The sequence below is a fragment of the Cupriavidus necator genome, assembly GCF_016127575.1.
Classification (GTDB): Bacteria; Pseudomonadota; Gammaproteobacteria; order Burkholderiales; family Burkholderiaceae; genus Cupriavidus; species Cupriavidus necator_D.
The window spans coordinates 544,915-568,515 of record NZ_CP066019.1 but is presented as its reverse complement, the minus strand read 5'-3'; the positions used below and the strand labels follow the sequence as shown (position 1 = coordinate 568,515).

The following is a 23,601-nucleotide window of genomic DNA, read 5'->3' as shown; positions in this document are numbered from 1 at the left end:
GGTTCAGGCGCTTGCGCACTGCGCAAGAAGGCGCCGGACAACGGAAAAGCCCGATCATAAACCGCTCCTGCCATGCATGCAGCGCAGGGCCTCAGGCGGCCTCGGCCAGTTGCACCGCGCGATGCAGGGCCGCGCGCAAGGCCTCGCCCTGGATCGGCTTGTGCAACACCGGGAAGCCGCTGTCATGCAGCGCCTGCAGCCGGTCTGGCGCGGTGTCGCCGGTGACGATCAGCGCCGGCACCGCGCGGCCCAGGCTGGCGCGCAGCATGCCGACCGCAGCGATGCCGGTCAGGCCTTCGGCCAGCCGGTAGTCGGCCAGGATCAGGTGGACCGGGGCGGGCCCGTCCTGGCTGGCGGCGCGGTACGCAGCGCGCACTGCGGCAACGGTGCGCCCGCCGTAGACCACATGGCCCCAGAGCGACAGCAGTTCGGTGAGCGCGCCCAGCACCTGCGCGTCGTCGTCGACCAGCATCACGCAGAGCGGCTCGCCAGCGGCCGCGGGAATGGCGGGGGTGGCTGGATGCACCTGCGCCGCGGCGGCAGCCAGCGGCACGCGCACCGAAAACACGCAGCCGCGCCCCGGTGCGGAACGCAGGCCCACCTGGTGGCCAAGCAGCGCCGCCAGGCGCCGCACGATCGCCAGGCCCAGGCCCAGTCCCTTTGCGCCCGCCTGGTCGTCGCCTGCCATGGCAAGGCCCGGCACCTGGGCGTATTCGTCGAACACGCGCGACTGCTGGGCCGCGGCGATGCCCGGGCCGGTGTCGATCACCTGGATCTCCATGGCATCGCCGCGGCGCCGCGCGCCCACCAGGATGCTGGCACGCGGCGCATGGCGCAGCGCATTGGCCACCAGGTTGTCGAGGATGCGCTTGAGCAGGTCCGGATCGCTGTCGATCCACGCGCGCGCCGGCACCACCCGCAGCACGCTGCCGCGCTGGCACGCCTGCTCGGCGTACTCGTCGCGCAGCTCGGCCAGCAGCCGCGCCAGATGCAGCGGCTGGCGGCGCACCGGCATCACGCCGGCATCCAGGCGCGAGGCGTCGAGCAGGCCGTCGAGCAGGTTGTCCATGCGCGCCAGCGTGGCTTGCAGCCGGTGGCCGATGGCATGCGCCTGGCCGCCTGCCACATCGCCGCGCTCGCCCAGAGTCAGCAGCGATGCCGCCTGCAGGCCGATGGCATACACCGGCTGGCGCAGGTCGTGCCCGGCGGCCGCCAGGAAGCGCGTCTTGGCCCGGTCCGCGGCGGTGACGCGGTCGCGCTCGCGCTCAAGCTCGCCGATCAGCGCGACGTTCTCGAAGCGCAGTGTCACGCCATCGCGCAGCGCGCGATAGGTGACCTGGCTGTAGTAGATGTTGACGCACAGCAGGCACGCGGCAAAGCCCGCGTAGACGCCATACACCGGCCCCTGCTGCACCAGGCAATAGATGGTGAACGGCAGCAGCATGGCCGCGACTGAACCGCGGTAGGTGGCCGGATGCGCCGACAGCGACGGGATCGCGCCACTGGACATGCCGGCCAGCACGATGCAGCAGAACGCCACCAGCTGCGGCTCGGGCGGCAGCAGGATGGCAGAGCCCACGGCGCCCCACAGCAGGCTGGACAGCCAGGACAGCACCATGAAGCGGCGTGCCCACACCTGCGGCGGCGTGCTGCCGTCGCGCCGGAAGTAGCGCCGCGACAGGCCGATGCGCAGCGTGGTCAGCAGGTACACCGCGGCCATCCAGCCGGCCAGCATGGGCAGCGGCACGCTGGGACGCAGCACATAGACCACCGGCAGCGCAATGACGAAGTTGGCAAACAGGACCGCGTTGGACTGGCGGTAGAGCAGGTCCACCATCGCCGCCGGCACATCTCCGGGCTGCCAGGCCGGCGGCAATCCGGTGCCTGTGGCTGTCATGATGCGAGCGCCCGTTGCGGGCGGCAGGAAACGGTACGGCAACAGGACAACGGAAGCTTGCGCATGCTAGGTAGGCCGTGGGGCAGGTTGGGCGTGCAACGCTATAATCCAGCCGGCCGCCGGTTCATTGGGGCATTCAGCAGGCCACCTGCAGCTGCCGGACTGACGGGCTGCCGTTTTATACCACCTTCCCTTTCCCATTCGCCACCGATGCACCTGCCGCGATGAGCCGCTTTTCCGTCCCGACCCGCGTGGCCCTCGCCGATGACCATGCCATCGTGCTGGAGGGCCTCAAGCAGGTGCTGTCCGGCGTCGGCAACCTGGTGCTGGCGGGCGAGGCAGCAGATGGCGCGCAACTGCTGGGGCTCCTGGAACGGGTACCGACCGACCTGCTGGTGATGGACCTGGGCATGCCCGGCGTCGATGGCCTGGCCTTCGTGGAACGCCTGCGCACAAGGCATCCTGCGCTGCGCATCCTGGTGCTGACCGGCAGCGCGGGCGCGGGCATGGCCCACGCGGCGATCGATGCGGGCGCCAATGGCTACCTGGTCAAGAGCGGCGATATCAGCGAACTGGTGCCCGCGCTCATGGCCCTGCGCGAGGGCCGCAACTTCGTGGCCGCGCGCGCCACTGCACCGGCCACCGCGGCACCGGACGGAATTGCCACGCTCACCCGGCGCGAACTGCAGATCCTGATGCTGATCGCGCGCGGCGCCACCGCCGGCGACATTGCCGCGCAACTCGACATCAGCCCGCTGACTGCGCGCAAGCACCGCGAGAACCTGATGCGCAAGCTCGACCTGCACAATACCGCGGAGGTGGTGGCGTACGCCGCGCGCCAGGGGATTCCGCTGGGTGCTCCAAAACCGCCCGAACTAGCCTGAGCAAGGTGTTCTCCCTCTCCCCTCATGGGGAGAGGGAACATCCCAGCGGCAATTTGGTGGTGGTGGTGGCGTATGCCACCCGTCAAGCCGGCGAAATCCAAATACAAAAGGGCCCCGCAAGCGGGGCCCCTTCTTCATGCCAGCCTGACTGCGCGGCTTACACCGTCACGCCGTCGGCCACTTCCTTGAAGTCCTCGATCTGGTCGAAGTTCATGTACTTGTAGATCTTGTCGCCATTGGCGTTGAGCACGCCCATGTCGGCCATGTACTCTTCCTTGGTCGGGATACGGCCCAGGCGCGAGCAGATCGCCGCCAGTTCGGCGGAACCCAGGTACACGTTGGTGTTCTTGCCCAGGCGGTTCGGGAAGTTACGCGTGCTGGTCGACATCACCGTGGCGCCTTCGCGCACCTGTGCCTGGTTGCCCATGCACAGCGAGCAGCCCGGCATTTCGGTGCGGGCACCGGCGGTGCCGAACACGCCATAGTGGCCTTCCTCGGTCAGCTGCTTCTGGTCCATCTTGGTCGGCGGAGCCACCCACAGCTTGACCGGGATGTCGCGCTTGCCTTCCAGCAGCTTGGAGGCTGCGCGGAAGTGGCCGATGTTGGTCATGCACGAACCGATAAACACTTCGTCGATCTTGGCGCCGGCCACCTCGGACAGCGTCTTGACGTCGTCCGGGTCGTTCGGGCAGGCCACGATCGGCTCATGCACGTCGGCCAGGTCGATCTCGATCACGGCGGCGTATTCGGCGTCGGCGTCCGGCTCCAGCAGCTTGGGATCGGCCAGCCACGCTTCCATGGCCTTGATGCGGCGCTGCAGGCTGCGCGGGTCCTGGTAGCCCTGGGCGATCATCCACTTCAGCAGCGTGATGTTGCTGTTGATGTATTCGATGATCGGGTCCTTGTTCAGGCGCACCGTGCAACCGGCGGCCGAGCGCTCAGCCGATGCATCCGACAGCTCGAACGCTTGCTCGACCTTCAGGTCGGGCAGGCCTTCGATTTCCAGGACGCGGCCCGAGAAGATGTTCTTCTTGCCTTGCTTGGCCACGGTCAGCAGGCCTTGCTTGATCGCGTACAGCGGAATCGCGTTGACCAGGTCGCGCAGCGTCACGCCGGGCTGCATCTTGCCCTTGAAGCGGACCAGCACCGATTCCGGCATGTCCAGCGGCATCACGCCGGTGGCGGCGGCAAAGGCCACCAGGCCCGAACCTGCGGGGAAGCTGATGCCGATCGGGAAGCGGGTGTGCGAATCGCCGCCGGTGCCGACGGTGTCGGGCAGCAGCATGCGGTTCAGCCACGAGTGGATCACGCCGTCGCCCGGGCGCAGCGAGATGCCCCCGCGGGTGCTGATGAACTCGGGCAGCGTGTGGTGGGTCTTGACGTCGACCGGCTTCGGATAGGCGGCGGTGTGGCAGAACGACTGCATCACCAGGTCGGCCGAGAAGCCCAGGCAGGCCAGGTCCTTCAGTTCGTCGCGGGTCATCGGGCCGGTGGTGTCCTGCGAGCCCACCGAGGTCATCTTCGGTTCGCAGTAGGTGCCCGGGCGGATGCCCTTGCCTTCAGGCAGGCCGCAGGCGCGGCCGACCATCTTCTGCGCCAGCGTGAAGCCGCGGCCGGTATCGGCCGGGTTCTGCGGCAGGCGGAACAGCGTCGACGGGGCCAGGCCCAGCGCTTCGCGCGCCTTGGCGGTCAGGCCACGGCCGACGATCAGGGGAATACGGCCGCCGGCGCGGACTTCATCGAACAGCACGTCGGACTTGACCTTGAACTCGGCGATCACTGCGCCGTCCTTCAGGGCCTTGCCTTCATACGGGCGCAGTTCGACCACGTCGCCCATTTCCATCTTCGACACGTCCAGCTCGATCGGCAGCGCGCCGGCGTCTTCCATGGTGTTGTAGAAGATCGGGGCGATCTTGTTGCCCAGGCACACGCCGCCGAAGCGCTTGTTCGGGATGAACGGGATGTCTTCGCCGGTGAACCACAGCACCGAGTTGGTGGCGGACTTGCGGCTGGAGCCGGTACCGACCACGTCTCCCACGTAGGCGACCAGGTGGCCCTTTTCCTTCAGCGATTCAATGAACTTGACCGGGCCGCGCTTGCCGTCTTCTTCCGGCTGGAACGCAGCGCCTTCGCGCTTGTTCTTCAGCATGGCCAGCGCGTGCATCGGGATGTCCGGGCGGGTGGTGGCGTCCGGGGCCGGCGACAGGTCGTCGGTGTTGGTTTCGCCCGGCACCTTGAACACGGTGATGGTCAGGCTTTGCGGCACTTCCGGACGGCTGGTGAACCACTCGGCGTCGGCCCAGCTTTGCAGCACGGCCTTGGCGTTGGCATTGCCCTGGTCGGCCTTTTCCTTCACATCGTGGAAGGCGTCGAACATCAGCAGGGTCTTCTTCAGCGCCTCGGCGGCGACGGTGCCCACTTCGGCATCGTCCAGCAGCTCGATCAGCGGCGAGATGTTGTAGCCGCCCAGCATGGTGCCCAGCAGCTCGGTCGCCTTGGCGCGCGAGATCAGCGCGCACTTTTCCTTGCCCAGCGCCACGGCGGCCAGGTACGAGGCCTTGACCTTGGCGGCGTCATCCACGCCGGCCGGCACGCGGTAGGTGATCAGCTCCACCAGGGTCTGCTCTTCACCGGCGGGCGGGTTCTTCAGCAGTTCGACCAGCTCGGCCGTCTGCTTGGCGGTCAGGGGCAGAGGGGGGATGCCAAGCGCGGCGCGCTCGGCCACATGTGCGCGATAGTTTTCAAGCATGGGAACCTGCTGAGTAATTAGGTTTAGAAAATCTCGTTACGTCGCGATTGTAGTCTGAAGCCGCTCCCCGGTCAAATGTCTTATATCTTATATAAGAGTGAAGACAAAAAACATCATGCAAATCAACGTATTGGAGATTGGATGACGTGCAAACCCACATGAATCACTACCCGACTGGCGTAGTAGGGAATGCATGGCGGCGCTACCGCGCCCCTGCCCGGCGGCCCGGCCAGGAATCGCGGCAGCTTGCACCGGCACTCAAGTTCACACGACATCAAGCGTTAACCAGCCTGCAGGCGCGCAACAAACGGCGCCCGCTCGCGTAGCCGTGCCTGCTCCCTTTCCGCTCAAATGGCCAAGCTGAAAGGGTTTCCCCCTTTTTTTCGGCCCTTTGCTGGCCTGCGATTCCGGAAGAATGGCAGGCATTCCGATACAGGCTTCTCATGGCGAACACGGCTTCCCCTCCCCGGACTGGCAACACAGGCAAGCGCGGCCGGCTGCTGCTGATCGGCGCCGGCGTGCTGGTGGTGGCACTGGGCGCCGGAGGCTTCGTGCTGGGCAGCGTGCTGAGCAACCGCCAGCCGGCGGCGCCCGCCGCGCCTGCCGCCCCGGTCGTGCCGCCGCCGATCTTCGTGCCGCTGGACGCGTTCACCGTCAACCTGCGCAGCGACGACGGCGACCGCTTCCTGCACACCGGCCTGTCACTGAAGGTGGCCGATGCCGAGACCCAGGCTCGCCTGGCCCAGTACCTGCCCGAGGCACGCAGCCGCATCCTGCTGCTGCTGTCGGCCAGGCAGCCGGCCGACCTGGCCACCGTCGAAGGCAAGCGCAAGCTGGCCGACGACATCCGCGACACCATCAGCAAGCCGTTTGCCAGCGGCCTGCCGGCGCAGCGGGTGCTGGACGTGCTCTTCACCTCTTTCGTGGTGCAGTAAGCGCAAGCCAGGGCCGCACCGGATTCATCCATAACGCCGCACAAGGGGCAGGACACTAGATGGCCTACGACAAGTTCCTCTCGCAAGACGAGGTCGACGAGCTGCTCAAGGGCGTATCCGGCGAAGCCGATACGCCCAAGGCCAGCGAGCCTGCGCTCGACGAGGGCGGTGTGCGCCCCTACAACCTGGCCACGCAGGAGCGCATCATCCGCGGCCGCCTGCACACGCTGGAAATCATCAACGAGCGCTTTGCGCGCTCGATGCGCACGGCGCTGTTCAATTTCATCCGCCGCGGCGCGGACATCACCGTGGGCAGCATCAGGATCGAGAAATTCGGCGACTTCGCGCGCAACCTGCCGATGCCGACCAACCTGAACCTGGTCCACCTGAAGCCGCTGCGCGGCACGGCGCTGTTCGTCTACGACCCGAACCTGGTGTTTCTGGTGGTGGACAACCTGTTCGGCGGCGACGGCCGCTTCCACACCCGCGTGGAAGGCCGCGACTTCACCCAGACCGAGCAGCGCATCATCCAGCGCATGCTGGAGCTGACGCTGGCCAGCTACGGCAACGCCTGGCGCACCGTGCACCCGATCGAGACCGAGTACATCCGCTCGGAGATGCACCCCAAGTTTGCCAACGTCGCCACCCACAACGAGGCCGTGGTGACCACCGCCTTCCATATCGAACTGGGCGCCGTCGGCGGGCAGCTCCACGTGTGCCTGCCGTACGCGATGATCGAGCCGCTCAAGGACCTGCTGATGAATCCGCTGCAGGACGAGAAGGAAGTCGACAAGGGCTGGGTCACGCAACTGTCCACGCAGCTGCGCGCGGCCGAGGTGGAGCTGGTGGCCGAGTTCGCGCACCTGCAGAGCACCGTGGCCGAAGTGCTGGCGATGCGCGCCGGCGACGTGCTGCCGATCGAGCTGCCGGAGAAGGTGTTCGGCAAGGTGGACGGCGTGCCCGTCATGCAATGCGGCTTCGGCACGATGAACGGCCAGTACGCGCTGCGGGTAGAACGAATGATCAATCACCAGGACGGCGATTCCCACCTGGACACCGAGGACAGCGATTATGAGTGACGGCATCGAGGACAAGCCCGTCGATCCGATGGACGACTGGGCCAGCGCGCTGGCCGAGCAGACCAGCGCCACATCCGCCGGGATCCCCGCAGCTGCCGCACCGGCGGCCCAACCCGCGGCCACTCCGGCCGCCGCCACCGTGTTCCAGCCGCTGGCGAAGGAAGCGCCGAGCGGCTTCCGCAACGATATCGAGATGATTCTCGATATCCCGGTGCAGCTGACCGTGGAACTGGGCCGCACCAAGGTGCCCATCAAGAACCTGCTGCAGCTGGCGCAGGGCTCGGTGGTGGAGCTGGACGGCCTGGCCGGCGAACCGATGGACGTGCTGGTCAACGGCTACCTGATCGCGCAGGGCGAGGTAGTGGTGGTGAACGACAAGTTCGGCATCCGCCTGACGGACATCATCACGCCGTCCGAACGCATCCGGAAGCTGAACAAATGATCATGCACACGCGCGCCAGCCTGGCCGTGCTTGCGGCGCTGCCGGGGGCCGCCATGGCCGCCGACGGCACGCACGCGCCCGCCATCAGCGGCGCGGCCAGCCTGGCGCAGGCCGGGCTGGGGCTGTTCGCCATCGTCGCGCTGATCCTGGGCATGGCCTGGGTGGCCCGGCGTGCCGGCCTGGTCCGTCAGGCCACCGGCGGCGCGATGAAGGTGGTCGGCAGCACCATGCTCGGCGCACGCCAGCGCCTGGTGCTGGTGGAAGTGGGCGATACCTGGCTGGTGCTGGGCGTGAGCCCCGGCGAAATCCGGCCACTGCATACCCTGCCTGCGGGCACCACCGCAGCCAATCCCCTCGCCGCCACCGGCGGTGCAGGCCCTTCGCAACAGCCGGGTGGCGGCACCTTTGCCGAAAAGCTGCTGCGTTCGATGCAAAATCACTTCAAGTCATGAATTCCCCGCGTGCCGCGCTGCGGCGCCCGCTGCCGGGCCCGCTGCTGTCCCTGCTCGCGCTGATGCTGGCCATTGCCGCGCTGGCGCCCGCGCCGGCCTGGGCCCAGGCACTGCCCGGCGTCATCAGCAAGCCCGCCCCGGGCGGCGGCCAGATCTGGTCGCTGCCGGTACAGACGCTGGTGCTGCTGACCTCGCTGTCGTTCCTGCCTGCGGCGATGCTGCTGATGACCGGCTTCACCCGCATCATCATCGTGCTGGGCCTGCTGCGCAGCGCACTGGGCACCGCCACCTCGCCGCCCAACCAGGTGCTGGTGGGCCTGTCGCTGTTCCTGACCTTCTTCGTGATGGCACCGGTGTTCGACCGTGTCTACAACGACGCCTACAAGCCGCTGTCGGAAAACAAGATCAGCCTGGAAGCCGCCGCGGCCAAGGCCGCGGAGCCGCTCAAGGCCTTCATGCTGCGCCAGACCCGCGAGAAAGACCTGGCCATGTTCGCGCAGATGGCCAAGGCGCCTGAGATGCAGGGCCCCGAGGAAGTGCCGCTCAGCATCCTGGTGCCGGCCTTCGTCACCAGCGAGTTGAAGACCGCGTTCCAGATCGGCTTCACCATCTTCATCCCGTTCCTGATCATCGACCTGGTCGTCGCCAGCGTGCTGATGGCGATGGGGATGATGATGGTGCCGCCGGCCACCATCTCGCTGCCGTTCAAGCTGATGCTGTTCGTGCTGGTCGACGGCTGGCAGCTGCTGCTCGGTTCGCTGGCGCAGAGCTTCATGAACTGACACGGCCCCAACGCCCGCCACCCACCGCAGAGTCCGAGCCATGACACCCGAGACCGTAATGACCATCGCCACCCAGGCGATGAAGATGACCCTGCTGCTGGCCGCCCCGCTGCTGCTGGTGGCGCTGGCCGCCGGCCTGGTGGTGAGCCTGTTCCAGGCCGCGACGCAGATCAACGAGATGACGCTGAGCTTCATCCCCAAGCTGATCGCGCTGTTCGCCACCATGGTGCTGGCGGGGCCGTGGATGATCAATTCCATGGTCGACTACATGCGCGAGGTGTTCCAGAGCATTCCCGCGCTGGCGCACTGACGCTGGCCAGCCCCCGCCGCCGCCCTCCCGCCCCCTGACTCCCCGCCGTGGTCGAATTCACCTCAGCCCAGCTCTACAGCTGGCTCGCGGCGTTCCTGTGGCCTTTCTTCCGCATCCTGGCCCTGATCGGCACCGCGCCGCTGTTCGGTGAGTCCACCATCCCGCGCCGCGCCAAGATCGCGCTGTCCGCGATGGTCGCGGTGGTGGTGTCGCCCACCATCGCGCAGCTGCCGGTGGTGCCGGTGTACTCCTTCGGCGGGCTGATGATCATCCTCAACGAAGTCGGCATCGGCCTGGCCACGGGCTTTGCCATGCGGCTGGTCTTTGCCACCGTGCAGCAGGCCGGCGAAATCATCGGCCTGCAGATGGGCCTGTCCTTTGCCTCGTTCTTCGACCGCGCCGCCGGCGGCCAGACCATGGTGCTGTCGCGCTTCCTGAACCTGATCGCGATGCTGCTGTTCCTGGCGCTGGACGGCCACCTGCTGATGCTGGGCGCGCTGGTCGACAGCTTCAGCGGCCTGCCCATCGGCGGCACGCCGCTGTCCGCCGGCGGCGCCATGGCCGTGGCCCGCGCCGGCGGCATGGTGTTCTCGTCCGGGCTGCTGCTGGCGCTGCCGATGATCGCGGCGCTGCTGACGCTGAACCTGGCGATGGGCATCCTCAACCGCGCCTCGCCGCAACTGTCGATCTTTGCGGTCGGCTTCCCGGTCACGCTGTCCGGCGGCCTGCTGGTGCTGATGCTGGTAATGCCGCAGATGGGCACCTACATGCAGCATATGATCGGGGCGGGGCTGGAGGCGGTCGGGACGGTGCTGGGGCAGTTTGCGCGGTAGGTTTGCGCTTTATCTTAGATCTCGAATATTACTTGACATGGCGCCTGAAAGGGCTAGTATTGCGCCATGTACTTCGATCTCTAAGATTTATGAGGTACCGCAACCACCGTTCAGGAGCCCTTCATGTACGACATTTTCGCCACCGACAAGCTGATCGACCTCTGGCTGACCGAAGACATCGGCATCTGCGACTTGACCGTCCAGACCATGATTGAACCGGGAGAGACCGGCACCTTCTGCATGAACGCCCGCGAGCCGATGCTTATCGCCGGCATCGACGTGGCGGCACGCATCTTCGCGCGCTACGATCCGACGCTGTCGGTCGATGTGCGCGTCGCCGACGGCGACAAGGTTGAAAAAGGCGCGGTGCTGCTTAACGTGAGCGGCAATGCACGCAGCGTCCTGACGGCCGAGCGCACCGCGCTGAACATCATGCAGCGTCTGTGCGGCATCGCCAACCATACGGCAACCTATGCCCAGGCCATTGCCCATACCAAGGCGCGCCTGATCGACAGCCGCAAGACCACGCCGGGCCTGCGCGCGCTGGAAAAGCATGCGGTGACCTGCGGCGGCGGCCTGAACCACCGGCTGAGCCTGGACAACGGCGTGATGATCAAGGACAACCACATCGCCGTGTGCGGCAGCATCGCTGCCGCCGTGGCACGCGTGCGCCGCAAGCTGCCCGTGCTGACCAAGCTGGAAGTGGAATGCGACCGGCTGGAACAGGTGCACGAAGCACTGGCAACCGGTGTCGACGTGATCATGCTGGACAACATGTCGGTGCCCGACATGAAGGAAGCCGTGCAGATCGTCAATGGCCGGACCAAAGTCGAGGCGTCAGGCGGCATCCGCCTGGAAACGATCCGGGCCGTGGCGGAAACGGGCGTGGACTACATCTCCACGAGCAAGATCACCCAGTCGGCCCCTGCCGTGGACATCGGGCTCGACGAAGCCTGACACCCGCGGGGCTCAGGCCCCCTGACCGATTCACGCCTTCTACCCAAGGCATTCACCCTTGCCGTCTCGCCCGGCGAGGGTCTTTTCCGTTGCGGGTCGTCTACAGGTCCGAGAGCAGGCGCCCTACCTCCTGGGTGGACGGGACCCGCCGGCCATGTTCCGCCGACGCGGCTTCGTCGGCGACCAGCCGCTTCGCAATCGTGATCAGCACGCGGCGCGTGGTCAGCACGTCTTCTTCGCTCAGCCCTGCCACGCTGAGTTCATTCACCTCGGTCGCCAGCGGTTCAAGCTTGCGGCGCAGCCCGCGTCCGGTCTTGCTCAGGAACACATGCACCTTCTTCCTGTTGCCAGGAAGATGCGTGCGTTCCACGTAGCCCAGCGCCTCCAGCGCCTTGACTGCCGCAAACGTCGTCGGCTCGGTCACCCCGGCGCGTTCGCTCAGCTCTCGCTGCGACACGCCGTCATGGCGCCACAGGATACGCAGGATGGTCCAGTGGCCATACGAAACCGAATGTTCCGCCAGCCGCAGCTGCAGCGCCCGGATGTAGGCCCGGGCGGCATCCTTCACCAGGTGGGCAAGCCGTTCTTCATCGGCTTCATCCGCAGGCGTGATCGGGACCGGAGCATCCGGTTTCTTTGTGGCCATAGTCGTGAGGGAAAGTAGAGCGTATGCATGCGGCAGCGGACGGCCCGGTGCCAGCGACAGCGCACATGATAGCGCCTCCGGCGCTCGCACGCCGACATCACCGCTTCATCGGCCATGCCTCTCCATGTAGCGTTCACTCCATCAGTGCACGATGCCCGCAACCCATGCATGAGGCACCGTCACTGCGCACCCGTATCCCCGTGTTTTCCCCTACAAGTCCGCGAATCCCGCGTACACACTGGATTTGCGGGCGCTGGCCCGTTGTTTGCATTACCTTAGACATCGAACTTATCTTGACACCCCCCTGGCCGGTGCTAGCATAGCCACATAACTTCGACATCTAAGGTAATACTCATGAAGGCGACCGGCACATTCTTCTTTGTTGTGGGGCCCAGTGGCGCTGGCAAGGACTCCCTGATCGACGGTGCACGTGCCGCGCTCGACGGCGACTACGTTTTTGCGCGGCGCGTCATCACGCGTCCCGACGGGTCTGCTGGCGAAGAGCACGAAGGTGTCACGGAGGCCGAGTTCGCGCGGCGCCAGCGAAGCGGAGAGTTCCTGGTGACCTGGGACGCGCACGACCTGCGCTACGGATTGCCCAAGTCCCTGATGTGCGAGCTCGAACGCGGCCGCAACGTCGTGGCCAATGGCTCGCGCGGCGTCATCGCGGAACTCGCGGCGCGCTTGCCCCGTTTCGTGGTGGTCCTGGTAACGGCACCGCATGACGTGCTTGCCCGGCGCATTGCCGCACGCGGGCGGGAATCGGGCGACCAGGTTGCCAGCCGCGTGGCACGCGCGGGAGCTCCGGTGCCGCCACACGTCCCGTGTATCACGGTGTCGAACCACAGCACGCTGGAAGCAGGCACGGCACGCTTTGTCGAAGCCTTGCGCACCGGCACCAGGACATCCGCCGCCGAACGGCCGGCCAGCCGCACCAACCTTATGGCCAAGCTGCGCGGCGAGCCGCTCGACGAAGCGGCCTACGTTGCCGTGCTGCAGGACGCCATCGCCGGGCGCTACACCGAGGCCGAGCTGACCGAGTTCCTGGTTGCCGCAACCCGCACGCTCACGGACGAGGAAGTGGTGGCTCTGGCGCGCGCGCGTACCGCCTTCACACCCCGCATCGACTGGGACGAACCGGTAGTCGTCGACAAGCATTCGATGGGCGGCGTTCCCGGCAGCCGCATCACGCTGATCGTGGTGCCGATCGTCGCGGCCTACGGGCTGGCGATGCCCAAGACATCGTCACGCGCGATCACCTCTGCCGCCGGCACCGCCGATGCCATGGAGACCATCGCACGGGTCGACCTGGCGCATGAAGACGTGCGCCGATGCGTGGCCCAGGCACGCGCCTGCATCGCCTGGAACGGACGGCTGAACCATTCCGTGGTCGACGATGTGATGAACGCCATCACGCGACCGCTGCGGCTCGATTCGCGGCGCTGGTCGGTGGCGTCGATCCTGTCGAAAAAGTACACCGCCGGCGCCACCCACGTCATTGTCGACCTGCCCTACGGGCCGCAAACCAAGCTGGCAACACGCGCCGACGCCGAGGCGCTGGGCGCGCTGTTCGAACACGTCGGCAAGGGACTGGGCCTGCACGTACGCGCACTGGTCACGGACGGCAGCGGCCCGATCGGCCGCGGCATCGGCCCCGCACTGGAAGTGCGCGACGTCCGACTCGTGCTCGACAACGCTCCCGATGCGCCCGCCGACCTGCGCGACAAGGCCCTGCGCTTTGCCGGCGAAATCATCGCATTCGATCCCCGCGTGGACTCCCCCGAACACGGCATGCAAATTGCGGCGGCGCTGCTGCATGAAGGCAAGGCCAGGGCCGCGTTCGATCGCATCGCCGCCGCGCAGGGCGTCCGCTGCGATCCAGTGGCGCCGGGTACGCATACGCTGGTCGTTCCCGCCACCACGCGGGGCCGGGTGGCGGGCGTCGATGGCCTGCAGATTTCCGGCGTGGCGCGCGCCGCCGGCGCGCCGCGCGATGGCGGTGCCGGGGTCGACATGCTGTGCGCGATCGGTGCAAAGGTGGCGCCAGGGCAACCGCTCTACCGTATCCACTCGGACTCCGCTGAAGCGCTAGAGGCGGCTGCAGCACTGGTGCGCGCCGGCGGCGAGTGCTGCCAGGCGGTGCGTATAGACCCCGATTGACCGGCTTTCCCGCTTCCTTCACCCTAACCGACGAGGCATATCAATGAGACCCCTATCCGTCGTCAGCAGTCTGGCATCGCTCCTGTTTGTCGCAGGCAGCCTGGGCACCCTGCCCGGGCGCGCCGAAGCCAATATCGCCAGTACCTTCCCGCAAAAGCCGATCCGCATGGTGGTGACGTTCCCGGCCGGAGGGGGGACCGATTCTCTCGCGCGCCTGATCGGGGCCGACATCAGCAAGTCGCTGGGGCAGCCGGTGGTGATCGACAACCGGCCCGGCGCCAGCGGCAATATTGGCGCCGAGTTCGTCGCCAAGAGTCCTGCCGACGGCTATACGCTGCTCATTGTCAACAGCAGCTTTGCCATCAACCCGAGCGTCTTCAAGAAGCTGCAGTTCAATCCCAAGTCCGATTTCAGCGCCGTCATCACCTTCGCTTCGGTGCCATCGGTGATCGCCGTGCCATCGCACTCGAAACTCCGCACCTTCAGCGACCTGCTGGCGGCGGGCAAGAGCCCATCACCCCCCAGCTATGCGTCGTGCGGCAACGGCACCCCGCAGCATCTGGCCGGCGAACTGCTCAAGGTCTCGGCAAGGATGGACATGCTGCACGTGCCGTACAAGGGTTGCGCCCCCGCCATCGCCGACGTGCTCGGCAACCAGGCCGATGTCAGCGTCAACACGCTGACCAACACCATCCCCTACCTGAAAAGCAACAAGCTGCGCGCGCTGGCCGTCACGTCGAAGGCACGCTCGCCGTTCCTGCCCGACGTACCCACCGTGAGCGAGCTTGGCGTGGCCGGCTATGACGTCGACCAGTGGTTCGGCATCCTCGCCCCCGCAAATACGCCGCCCGAGATCGTGCAAAGGCTCAACACGGAAATCGCCAGGGCCATCGCCAGGCCCGAGGTCAAGGCATCGCTGACGCAGCTCGGCTTTGCCACGACGACAAGCACGCCCGCTGAATTCCAGAAGCTGGTGAGCGCCGACATCGATCGCTGGCAGAAATTCACGACGAAGATAAATCTGCTCGTCGACTGACCCGGCTGGGGCACCGGCCAGGCCACAGCAGACGGATCCCCCGACTTCCCGTAGTACATCGTTGCCACGCGGGCGCAAGCCAGCCCCGTGAGAGCGCGTTCGTGCCTGCGGGATGGCCGCGACAATCCGGTGGCACCGGGGGGGCGCATGCCAACTGGCCATCAGGCCGGATCAGAATCCGACCGTCGCCGACATCATCAAGGTTCACCTGCAGCGATGGGGCGCCGATGACGGCGCGTATCAAAAACGGAACCGATCTTGTTGTTTCGCATGTTTGCCGAATATACACGCTTGAAAAAACGTAGAAGAATCAAACGCGATGGCATGGATGGCATATTTGTTGCGCGAGAATTTTCGCGACGCCATCGTAAGCCAAGCCTTCCCGGCAGCCTGGCATTTTGAGGATCGGCAGGAACGAGAAGCCTGCGATTTACGCCAGAGCCTTCCTTTCCTGCCGCGGCGCGCCTTACAAAGATTTCGAATCCGGGGCACTTCCGTCAGGAGCCGGCGATGCCCAAGAGATTCTTATTTTTGTTCGCATTTTCGTTCTTACTTGGCAGCTGTGGCGGCGGCGGAGATGACGGCGGCAGCAGCGAGGCAGCGAGTCCGCCGGCGCAAACTCTGACAGTGCCGCTCACCACCGCCATGGCGGCGCTGGCGGCCAACGGCATAACCGCGAATTTTTCCATCTCCGGTTCAGTCGAGAATAAGCCAGTTTCAGGCTCAGGAACGCTCAACGCGGCGCCAGCCGATTCCGCCACGCTGAACAGCGCCGTTGTCCTGAAGACCACCGAAACCGTCACAGGCACAGTCATCACGAACGGAAACTCGGAGCCGTTTTCGGGCGCCAGGTTTATCTTCAGAAACTCGGCAACCTTTGCCGTGGTCGCTATCGACCAGGGGGCGGATGGTTATGCGGCTTTCGCCGACTACACATTCCCGGCAACTGTAAAGGCTGGCGACTCCGGCCCGCTGGCAACCGCCACGATTTTCTCGGACAACACGCAAGCCGCGAAACTGGGCTCGCTCACCCAGTCCTTTTCCGTGGCACCCGATTCTGGGACCACGCTCCTCGTGACATTCCTCAACACAGAGTTCGATAACAACAATGCCCGGGTCGGAGAGGAGGAAACCACGTTCCGGATCGACACCAGCGGAAACATCAGCTTTGTCTCGTCCAAGTTCACTTTCTTCGGTGCAAACGGACAACCGGTGAGCACGCTGATCTTCCAGTAGAGTGGCCCCGGCTGCAATGCCTCTGCGCAGGGCGGATTCAGTGCCGGATGCCCCTGCCAGAGGCCGCTCGGCGGCGAGGGCAACCGCCGTTCAGCCTTTCACGCACACCACCTGCCGCAACGTGTGCACGATCTCCACCAGGTCAGCCTGCGCCGCCATCACCGCGTCGATGTCCTTGTACGCCATCGGGATCTCGTCGATCACCGCGGCGTCCTTGCGGCATTCGACCCCCTCGGTCGCATGCACCTGGTCGGCCACGGTGAAACGGCGCTTGGCCTCGCTGCGGCTCATGGTGCGCCCCGCGCCGTGGCTGCATGAGCAGAACGATTCCGGGTTGCCCTTGCCGCGCACGATGAACGAGCGCGCGCCCATCGATCCCGGGATGATGCCCAGCTCGCCCACGCGCGCACTGACCGCGCCCTTGCGCGTTACCAGCACGTCGGCGCCGAAGTGATGCTCCTTCTGCACGTAGTTGTGGTGGCAGTTGACCGCCTCCAGCTGCGCCTGGAAGGGCTTGCGCAGCACGCGCTGCGCAGCGGCCAGCACCGCCTCCATCATCAGCTCGCGGTTGCGGCGCGCGTAGGCCTGGGCCCATGACACGGCGAAGATGTAGTCCTCGTAGTGCGTGGAGCCTTCGACCAGGTAGGCCAGGTCGCGGTCCGGCAGGTTGGCGAGGTGCTTGCGCATGTCCTGCTGCGCCAGCGAAATGAAGGTCGTGCCGATGGCATTGCCGACGCCGCGCGAGCCGCTGTGCAGCATGAACCAGACTGACTGGGCCTCGTCCAGGCACACCTCGATAAAGTGGTTGCCGGTGCCGAGCGTGCCCAGGTGATTGCGATGGTTGGTGCGCGCCAGGTGCGGATACTTGTCGGTGATGCGGCGAAAGCCCGGCGCCATTTCGGCCCATGCCGCGTCAACGGGCGCCGGCGCCGAGCCCCAGGCCCCCTGGTCGCGCCGCCCGCCCTGCGCGGTGCGACCGTGAGGAACGGCGTGCTCGATCGCGCTGCGCAGCGGCCCGAGGTTGTCGGGCAGGTCAGCGGCGGTGAGCGAGGTCTTCACGGCCATCATGCCGCAGCCGATATCCACGCCCACCGCGGCGGGAATCACCGCGCCCACGGTCGGGATCACCGAGCCGATGGTCGAGCCCTTGCCCAGATGTACATCCGGCATCACCGCAACATGGCGGAAGATGAACGGCATCCGCGCCGTGTTCAGCAGTTGCTCGCGGGCAGCGCCTTCCACCGGGACGCCGCGCGTCCACAGCTTGACCGGCTTGCCGGCGCCGGTGTCCAGCACGTCATAGTGGCGCTTGTCCGTCATGGCCGCCCCTGGCTTTGTCGTCGCGGATTGCAGGTTAGACGGCCAGGGCCAGTCCAGGATTCCCTGCCGCCCGACTCAGCCCAGCAGGAAGCTGCCGAAGGCGCCCAGGTCGACATTACCGCCCGAGATGATGATCCCCACGCGCTTGCCCTTCACATCCAGCTTGCCGTGCAGCACCGCGGCGGCGGCCAGGCAGCCGGTGGGCTCAGCCACGATCTTCATGCGCCCGGCGAAGAACTTCATGGTGTCGACCAGTTCCGCATCCGACACCGTGACGATGTCCGTCACCAGCTCGCGGATCACGGCAAAGGTGTGGTTGCCCAGGAACGGCGTCTGCGCGCCGTCGGCAATGGTGCGCGGGGTGTCGATGCGGACGATCTCGCCGCTGCGCAGGCTGCGCTGGCCATCGTTGCCGGCCTCGGGTTCGACGCCGTACACGGCACAGCCGGGCGACATCGCCCGGGCCGCCACCGCGCAGCCCGACAGCAGCCCGCCACCGCCGAGGCACACCACCAGCATGTCCAGCGGCCCGGTTTCCTCGAACAGCTCCTTGGCCGCCGTGCCCTGCCCCGCCATCACGTGCGGATGGTCATACGGCGGGATCAGCGTCATGCCGCGCTCGGCGGCGATGCGCCGGCCCAGCGCTTCGCGATCGTCCTGGTAGCGGTCGTACAGCACCACTTCGGCGCCATAGCCGCGCGTGGCTTCGATCTTGATCGCGGGGGCGTCCTGCGGCATCACGATCACCGCCTGCACGCCCAGCAACCGGGCCGACAGCGCGATCGCCTGCGCATGGTTGCCGGAAGAGAACGCCAGCACGCCGCCCGCCTTCTGCTGCGGCGTGAACTGGGCGATGGCGTTGTAGGCGCCGCGGAACTTGAAGGCGCCGATGCGCTGGAAGTTCTCGGCCTTGAAGAACAGCTGCGCGCCGGTGGCCACGTTCGCGGTGGCGGAGGTCAGCACCGGGGTGCGGTGAGCCGCCGCGCGGATGCGTTCGTGTGCGGCGGCGACGTCGTCGAAGGAGATAGGCAGGGCGGTCATGGCGGTGGCAAGGAGGCTGGGACCGGCCAGTTTACCCGCCCCGGGGCCACCTTGCAGCCAGGCCGGCCCGGCGTGGCGCTATGCCGCGGCCCGCCTGTGCGCCGCGCGCCGCTGCGTGGCCAGCGTATCGGCACCCCGGTCCGTGCTCCTGTTGCGCTGGCTAACGACGCGACGCGCCGAACTGATCCCTACGAGAGAGGGGCATGGCGTGGCCAGCAGGAGGAATGGCTGTCAACGCTGGGGATGTTGCAAGCAAGGCACGGTCACTTCGACCCGGCGATGACTGCGTCGCCAGGACATGGCAGCATACGGAGCCCATGCCCCCAGGAATGCCCCATGCTGAACGGATTCGATGCACTGGTCGAAGAGTCGATGGCGGACTGGAAGATCCCCGGGCTTGCGCTGGCCGTGATCCGCGACGGCGAGCCCGTCCTGATGCTGGGCTACGGCGTCCGCGACAGCGCCGGATCAGCACCGGTGACAACGGCCACGCAGTTCATGCTGTGCTCGATCACCAAGTCCTTCACCGCGGCCGGCCTGGGCCTGCTGGTGGACGAGCGCAGGCTGGACTGGGCCACGCCCGTACGCGACCTGATCCCGGGATTCCGGCTGCACGATGCCGTCACCACCGAGCGCATCACGGTGCGCGACCTGCTCTGCCACCACAGCGGCATGCCGCGCCACGACTGGCTCCATACCCCGGGCGACCTCGACACCGGCGAACTGCTGGCACGGCTGCGCCACCTGGCGCCCAGCCGTGACCTGCGCGAACGCTGGCAGTACCAGAACCTTGGCTACGTGATCGCCGGCCATGTGGCCGAGCGCCTCAGCGGCCAGCGCTGGGAGGACTTCACCGAGGAGCGCCTGCTGCGGCCGCTGGGTTTCTCACGCTTCGGTTTCTGCGCCGAGGCCCTGGCCGCCGCTCCCGACCACGCGCACCCGCATACGATGGTTGCAAGCGAGTGCTTGCGTGCGAACTGGTCCTCCATTGTGAAGCCGGCCGGTGGCCTCGCCACCTCGGTGGAGGACCTGGCGAAATGGATGCGCTGCCTGCTGGATGAAGGCAAGGTTGGCGGGCGTGCCCTGCTATCGCCGGCGATCGTGCGCGACATGATGACGCCAGGCGTGCATATCGGCATGTCGGAGTTCCCGGAGGTCGGCGATCAGCATTACGGCCTTGGCCTCACGGTCGAGCAATACCGCGGCGAGCGCACGGTCTCGCACAGCGGCAGCTGGCTGGGCTGGGCGGCGCTGATGACGCTGATGCCATCCAGGCGTATCGGCATTGCGGTGCTGACCAACCGGGCACCCAGCGCGGTGACCGCGCTGCTGACCTATGCGGCCCTGGACCAGTTGCGCGGCCATGCGCCCATCGACTGGCTCGGCCGCATGCGCGCCCGGCGCCAGGAAATGCTCGCGCAGCTGCGGGTCGACAAGTCTGGCGCTGGCGCGGCATGTCCGGCCAGCTCGCCCATCGTCATTACGATGTGTTCACCACCGCCGAAAAACCCGCCGAAATCCATCCTGACAACCTGGCCCTCACCTTCCTCTACAACCGGGAAGGCACCATCGACCGCATTGCGGCACCGCTGGAACCGCTGGTCGACGATATTGTCTTCCACCGCATGGCAAGCGGCGACGCGACCACGGCGGGGACCGACTGACGCGCAGGTTGCCGCGCAGCCGGCCCTGGCCATTGAGCGTGAGCGGCCCGATGCTGGCGATCGTTGCGGCGCGCGCCGCGCCGGCGTCGCCCTGACCGCGCCTGCCGACGGTCAGGCCACCGCCGCCGACGGCACTGCCTGCCCCGCCTGAGCACTGCGCCGCGCCAGCAAATCCAGCGCCACATCCACGATCATGTCTTCCTGCCCGCCCACCATGCGCCGCCGGCCCAGCTCGACGAGGATGTCGACCGTGCCCAGGCCGTAGCGCGCCGCGGCGGCCTCGGCATGGCGCAGGAAGCTTGAATAGACCCCGGCGTAGCCCAGCGCCAGGGTCTCGCGGTCGACGCGCACCGGGCGGTCCTGCAGCGGGCGCACGATGTCGTCGGCGGCATCCATCAGCGTGTAGAGGTCGCAGCCGTGCTGCCAGCCCAGGCGTTCGGCGGCGGCGATAAAGACTTCCAGCGGGGCGTTGCCGGCGCCGGCACCCATGCCGGCCAGGCTGGCGTCGACGCGGTCGCAGCCCTCTTCCACGGCGACGATGGAATTGGCCACGCCCAGGCTCAGGTTGTGATGGGCGTGCATGCCGGTCTGGGTTTCCGGCCTGAGCACGTCCTTGAAGGCGCGGAAGCGCTCGCGCACGTCCTGCATGCCCAGCGCGCCGCCGGAATCGACCACATACACGCACTGGGCGCCGTAGCTTTCCATCAGCTTCGCCTGCTGCGCCAGCGCCGCGGGCGTGGTCATGTGGCTCATCATCAGGAAGCCGACGGTGTCCATGCCGAGTTCGCGCGCATATTCGATGTGCTGGCGCGAGACATCGGCTTCGGTGCAGTGCGTGGCCACGCGCACCACGCGCGCGCCGGCATCATAGGCGGCGCGCAGGTCGTGCAAGGTGCCCACGCCCGGCAGCAGCAGCGTGGCCACGCGGGCATGGCGCACGGTCTCGGCCACGGCGGCGATCCATTCCAGGTCGGTATGGGCGCCAAAGCCGTAGTTGAAGCTGGAGCCCGACAGCCCGTCGCCGTGCGCGACCTCGATCGAATCCACGCGCGCGGCGTCGAGCGCGGCCGCGATGCGGCGCACGTGCTCCAGGCTGTACTGGTGGCGGATGGCGTGGCTGCCGTCGCGCAGCGTCACGTCCGAGATGTAGAGCTTCTTGGTGGGTTGTGCGGTCATCTTTGTCTCCCTGCGGCTCATGCGGACAGCCGGGTCTCGGCCAGGCGCTCGGCGCAGGCCAGTGCGGCGCTGGTCATGATGTCGAGGTTGCCGGCATAGGCCGGCAGGTAATGGGCGGCGCCCTCCACTTCCAGGAAGATCGAGGTCTTGAGCCCGCTCATCGGTCCCAGTCCGGGGATATTCAATGGCGCCGACGCGGCGATACGCTCGAACTGCACGCGCTGCTTGAGCCGGTAACCCGGTACGTAGCCCTGCACTGCCTGCGCCATCGCTTCGACGCTCGCCGCAATTTCCGCTTCATCGCCGTCCTCCGACAACGTGAAGACCGTGTCGCGCATCATCAGCGGCGGTTCCGCCGGGTTGAGCACGATGATGGCCTTGCCGCGCGCGGCGCCGCCCACCGAGCACAGCGCCTGGCTGGTGGTCTCGGTGAACTCGTCGATATTGGCGCGCGTGCCCGGCCCGGCCGACCTGCTCGAGATCGACGCCACGATCTCGGCGTAGTGCACTCTGGCCACGCGCGACACCGCCGCCACCATGGGGATGGTGGCCTGGCCGCCGCAGGTGACCATATTGATGTTGGGGGCATCCAGGTGCTGGTCCAGGTTGACCACGGGCACCACGTACGGGCCGATCGACGCCGGCGTCAGGTCGATCACGCGCACGCCGTGCTGCTGCAGCACGCGGTTGTGATGCGCATGAGCACCGGCCGAGGTGGCATCGAAGGCGATGCGGATATCGCCGAAGCCCGGCATGCCGACCAGCCCGTCGATGCCCTCGGCCGTGGTCGGCACGCCCAGGCGCGCGGCGCGGGCCAGCCCGTCCGACGCGGCATCGATGCCCACCATGGCGCCCATCTCCAGGCTCCGGCCGTGGCGCATTACCTTGATCATCAGGTCGGTGCCGATATTGCCGGAGCCGATGATGGCCACCTTGTGGTGGCCGCTTGCTTTCATGTCCATGTCGTTGTCCTTATCGCGTGGGCGTCAGCGGCCCAGTTCCGTGGCGGTCTTGCCGCCGATGCCGAACTGCGCCTTCGGCACCTCGGTGATCATCACGCGCACGGTTTCCACCGGTGCGCCCACCGCTTCGACCGCGGCATCGGTGAGCGCGCGGATCAGGCGCGCCTTCTGTTCGTCGGTACGGCCTTCGATCAGGAAGACCTGCATGATTGGCATGGTGTGTCTCCTTGCTACGCGGTTCAGGTGAAGCGCATCGATACCGTGCCCAGGTGCTGGTAGCGAACGGTGATGTTGTCGCCGGCCGCCACCGCGATGGCCTCGGTCACGCCGCCGGTCATGATGAAGGTGCCCGCCGGCAGCTCGCGCCCGCGCGCCCCCAGCATATTGGCCAGCATGGCGACGCTGTTGGCCGGATGCCCGAGCACCGCCGCGCCGGCCGCGGTGGCCACCACCTCGCCGTTCTTCTCCAGCACCACGCCCAGGTTCTTCAGGTCCAGCCCCTCGGCGCCGCGGTGCGTGCCGCCCACGACGAAGCGCGCCGACGAGGTGTTGTCGGCAATCACGCTCTTCAGGTCGAAGCGGAAGTTCTCGTAGCGCGAGTCGATCACCTCCACCGCCGGCACCACGAAGTCCGTCGCGGCCAGCACGTCGCCGATATGGCAGCCAGGCCCCTTGAGCGGCGCCTTCAGCACGAAGGCGATCTCGGCTTCCACCTTGGGATGGATCAGCGTGCCGGTATCGATGGCGGCGCCGTCCATGCAGGCGCCATAGTCGGTGAGGAAGCCGTACACCGGGTCGCTCACGCCCATCTGGCGCATCTTGGCGAACGAAGTCAGGCCCATCTTGAGCCCGGCGATGCGGGTGCCGCGCGCCTCCTTGCGCGCGCGGATGGCGTCCTGGATGGCGTAGGCGTCGTCCCAGTCCATGTCCGGGTATTCGTCGGTGATCTTGCGCACCGCCTCGCGCTGCAGCTCGGCGTTCTCCAGGTGCTCGGCGAGCCGGGCAATGGTGTCGTGTGTCAGATTCATGGCATGTCCTGC

At 66.9% G+C, this 23,601-nt stretch carries 22 protein-coding genes; 13 read left to right on the top strand and 9 right to left on the bottom strand.

Translation table 11 applies throughout. The features are described 5' to 3' along the window. Nucleotides 1-91: 91 nt before the first annotated feature. Nucleotides 92-1,897, bottom strand: coding sequence for a hybrid sensor histidine kinase/response regulator (locus tag I6H87_RS21610; protein WP_011616681.1), 1,806 nt, complete (start codon nucleotides 1,895-1,897; stop codon nucleotides 92-94). A 224-nt stretch (nucleotides 1,898-2,121) separates the two neighbouring features. Between I6H87_RS21610 and I6H87_RS21605 the strand changes: the two genes are divergently transcribed. Beyond that, on the top strand, nucleotides 2,122-2,781 hold the full coding sequence (locus I6H87_RS21605) for a response regulator (protein WP_011616680.1): 660 nt from the start codon (nucleotides 2,122-2,124) through the stop codon (nucleotides 2,779-2,781). 157 nt (nucleotides 2,782-2,938) lie between these two features. Here the strand turns inward: I6H87_RS21605 and acnB are convergent, their stop codons facing one another. Continuing rightward, nucleotides 2,939-5,530: a bifunctional aconitate hydratase 2/2-methylisocitrate dehydratase gene (gene acnB / locus I6H87_RS21600; RefSeq protein ID WP_010810392.1), complete on the bottom strand. Its 2,592-nt coding sequence runs from the start codon at nucleotides 5,528-5,530 to the stop codon at nucleotides 2,939-2,941. 443 nt (nucleotides 5,531-5,973) lie between these two features. On the opposite strand from acnB, the gene fliL reads away from it, so the two are divergent. The 8 genes from fliL to nadC all read left to right on the top strand — a co-directional run bounded on the left by fliL (nucleotide 5,974) and on the right by nadC (nucleotide 11,320). After that, complete coding sequence (fliL, locus tag I6H87_RS21595) at nucleotides 5,974-6,465, top strand: flagellar basal body-associated protein FliL (protein ID WP_011616679.1); 492 nt, start codon at nucleotides 5,974-5,976, stop codon at nucleotides 6,463-6,465. Between the two features lie 59 nt (nucleotides 6,466-6,524). After that, nucleotides 6,525-7,544 carry a flagellar motor switch protein FliM gene (gene fliM / locus I6H87_RS21590; protein ID WP_010810394.1) on the top strand — a complete coding sequence of 340 codons (1,020 nt, stop codon included), beginning with the start codon at nucleotides 6,525-6,527 and terminating at the stop codon, nucleotides 7,542-7,544. Continuing rightward, complete coding sequence (fliN, locus tag I6H87_RS21585) at nucleotides 7,537-7,986, top strand: flagellar motor switch protein FliN (protein WP_010810395.1); 450 nt, start codon at nucleotides 7,537-7,539, stop codon at nucleotides 7,984-7,986. Before fliM ends, fliN begins: the two co-directional genes overlap by 8 nt. After that, nucleotides 7,983-8,438, top strand: a complete 456-nt coding sequence (gene fliO / locus I6H87_RS21580) for a flagellar biosynthetic protein FliO (RefSeq protein WP_010810396.1) — start codon at nucleotides 7,983-7,985, stop codon at nucleotides 8,436-8,438. Before fliN ends, fliO begins: the two co-directional genes overlap by 4 nt. Nucleotides 8,439-8,500: 62 nt before the next feature. Continuing rightward, nucleotides 8,501-9,220 carry a flagellar type III secretion system pore protein FliP gene (gene fliP / locus I6H87_RS21575; protein ID WP_136227900.1) on the top strand — a complete coding sequence of 240 codons (720 nt, stop codon included), beginning with the start codon at nucleotides 8,501-8,503 and terminating at the stop codon, nucleotides 9,218-9,220. A 40-nt stretch (nucleotides 9,221-9,260) separates the two neighbouring features. Continuing rightward, nucleotides 9,261-9,530, top strand: a complete 270-nt coding sequence (gene fliQ / locus I6H87_RS21570) for a flagellar biosynthesis protein FliQ (RefSeq protein WP_010810398.1) — start codon at nucleotides 9,261-9,263, stop codon at nucleotides 9,528-9,530. Nucleotides 9,531-9,577: 47 nt separating this feature from the next. Continuing rightward, nucleotides 9,578-10,363: a flagellar biosynthetic protein FliR gene (gene fliR / locus I6H87_RS21565; RefSeq protein WP_011616678.1), complete on the top strand. Its 786-nt coding sequence runs from the start codon at nucleotides 9,578-9,580 to the stop codon at nucleotides 10,361-10,363. A gap of 123 nt (nucleotides 10,364-10,486) precedes the next feature. Continuing rightward, complete coding sequence (gene nadC / locus I6H87_RS21560; protein ID WP_010810400.1) at nucleotides 10,487-11,320, top strand: carboxylating nicotinate-nucleotide diphosphorylase; 834 nt, start codon at nucleotides 10,487-10,489, stop codon at nucleotides 11,318-11,320. Between the two features lie 100 nt (nucleotides 11,321-11,420). Here the strand turns inward: nadC and I6H87_RS21555 are convergent, their stop codons facing one another. Next, nucleotides 11,421-11,966, bottom strand: coding sequence for a MarR family winged helix-turn-helix transcriptional regulator (locus I6H87_RS21555; RefSeq protein WP_010810401.1), 546 nt, complete (start codon nucleotides 11,964-11,966; stop codon nucleotides 11,421-11,423). Nucleotides 11,967-12,320: 354 nt separating this feature from the next. Between I6H87_RS21555 and phnN the strand changes: the two genes are divergently transcribed. The 3 genes from phnN to I6H87_RS21540 all read left to right on the top strand — a co-directional run bounded on the left by phnN (nucleotide 12,321) and on the right by I6H87_RS21540 (nucleotide 16,398). Beyond that, complete coding sequence (gene phnN, locus I6H87_RS21550; protein ID WP_011616677.1) at nucleotides 12,321-14,126, top strand: phosphonate metabolism protein/1,5-bisphosphokinase (PRPP-forming) PhnN; 1,806 nt, start codon at nucleotides 12,321-12,323, stop codon at nucleotides 14,124-14,126. A gap of 43 nt (nucleotides 14,127-14,169) precedes the next feature. Further along, entirely contained in the window at nucleotides 14,170-15,162 is a 993-nt protein-coding gene (locus I6H87_RS21545; RefSeq protein ID WP_010810403.1) for a tripartite tricarboxylate transporter substrate binding protein, read from the top strand. Nucleotides 15,163-15,672: 510 nt separating this feature from the next. Then, nucleotides 15,673-16,398 carry a hypothetical protein gene (locus tag I6H87_RS21540; RefSeq protein WP_011616676.1) on the top strand — a complete coding sequence of 242 codons (726 nt, stop codon included), beginning with the start codon at nucleotides 15,673-15,675 and terminating at the stop codon, nucleotides 16,396-16,398. Nucleotides 16,399-16,488: 90 nt separating this feature from the next. On the opposite strand, the gene I6H87_RS21535 is transcribed toward I6H87_RS21540, so the two are convergent. Next, nucleotides 16,489-17,718 carry an RtcB family protein gene (locus I6H87_RS21535; RefSeq protein ID WP_011616675.1) on the bottom strand — a complete coding sequence of 410 codons (1,230 nt, stop codon included), beginning with the start codon at nucleotides 17,716-17,718 and terminating at the stop codon, nucleotides 16,489-16,491. Between the two features lie 75 nt (nucleotides 17,719-17,793). Beyond that, nucleotides 17,794-18,759, bottom strand: coding sequence for a threo-3-hydroxy-L-aspartate ammonia-lyase (locus tag I6H87_RS21530; protein WP_010810406.1), 966 nt, complete (start codon nucleotides 18,757-18,759; stop codon nucleotides 17,794-17,796). 336 nt (nucleotides 18,760-19,095) lie between these two features. Between I6H87_RS21530 and I6H87_RS21525 the strand changes: the two genes are divergently transcribed. Further along, nucleotides 19,096-20,574 (top strand): serine hydrolase domain-containing protein, encoded by a 1,479-nt coding sequence (locus tag I6H87_RS21525; RefSeq protein ID WP_231881491.1) that lies wholly within the window; start codon nucleotides 19,096-19,098, stop codon nucleotides 20,572-20,574. Here I6H87_RS21525 and dmpG read toward each other — a convergent pair. The 4 genes from dmpG to dmpH are packed head-to-tail and all read right to left on the bottom strand — an operon-like array spanning nucleotide 20,535 to nucleotide 23,589. Beyond that, a complete protein-coding gene (gene dmpG / locus I6H87_RS21520; RefSeq protein ID WP_011616673.1) occupies nucleotides 20,535-21,599 on the bottom strand; it encodes a 4-hydroxy-2-oxovalerate aldolase in 1,065 nt (354 codons plus the stop codon). The two genes, I6H87_RS21525 and dmpG, sit on opposite strands and share 40 nt — an antisense overlap. A gap of 17 nt (nucleotides 21,600-21,616) precedes the next feature. Then, nucleotides 21,617-22,561, bottom strand: coding sequence for an acetaldehyde dehydrogenase (acetylating) (locus tag I6H87_RS21515; RefSeq protein ID WP_010810409.1), 945 nt, complete (start codon nucleotides 22,559-22,561; stop codon nucleotides 21,617-21,619). A 24-nt stretch (nucleotides 22,562-22,585) separates the two neighbouring features. Then, nucleotides 22,586-22,777 (bottom strand): 2-hydroxymuconate tautomerase, encoded by a 192-nt coding sequence (locus I6H87_RS21510; protein WP_010810410.1) that lies wholly within the window; start codon nucleotides 22,775-22,777, stop codon nucleotides 22,586-22,588. 23 nt (nucleotides 22,778-22,800) lie between these two features. Continuing rightward, nucleotides 22,801-23,589, bottom strand: a complete 789-nt coding sequence (gene dmpH, locus I6H87_RS21505; RefSeq protein WP_010810411.1) for a 2-oxo-3-hexenedioate decarboxylase — start codon at nucleotides 23,587-23,589, stop codon at nucleotides 22,801-22,803. Nucleotides 23,590-23,601 lie beyond the last annotated feature (12 nt).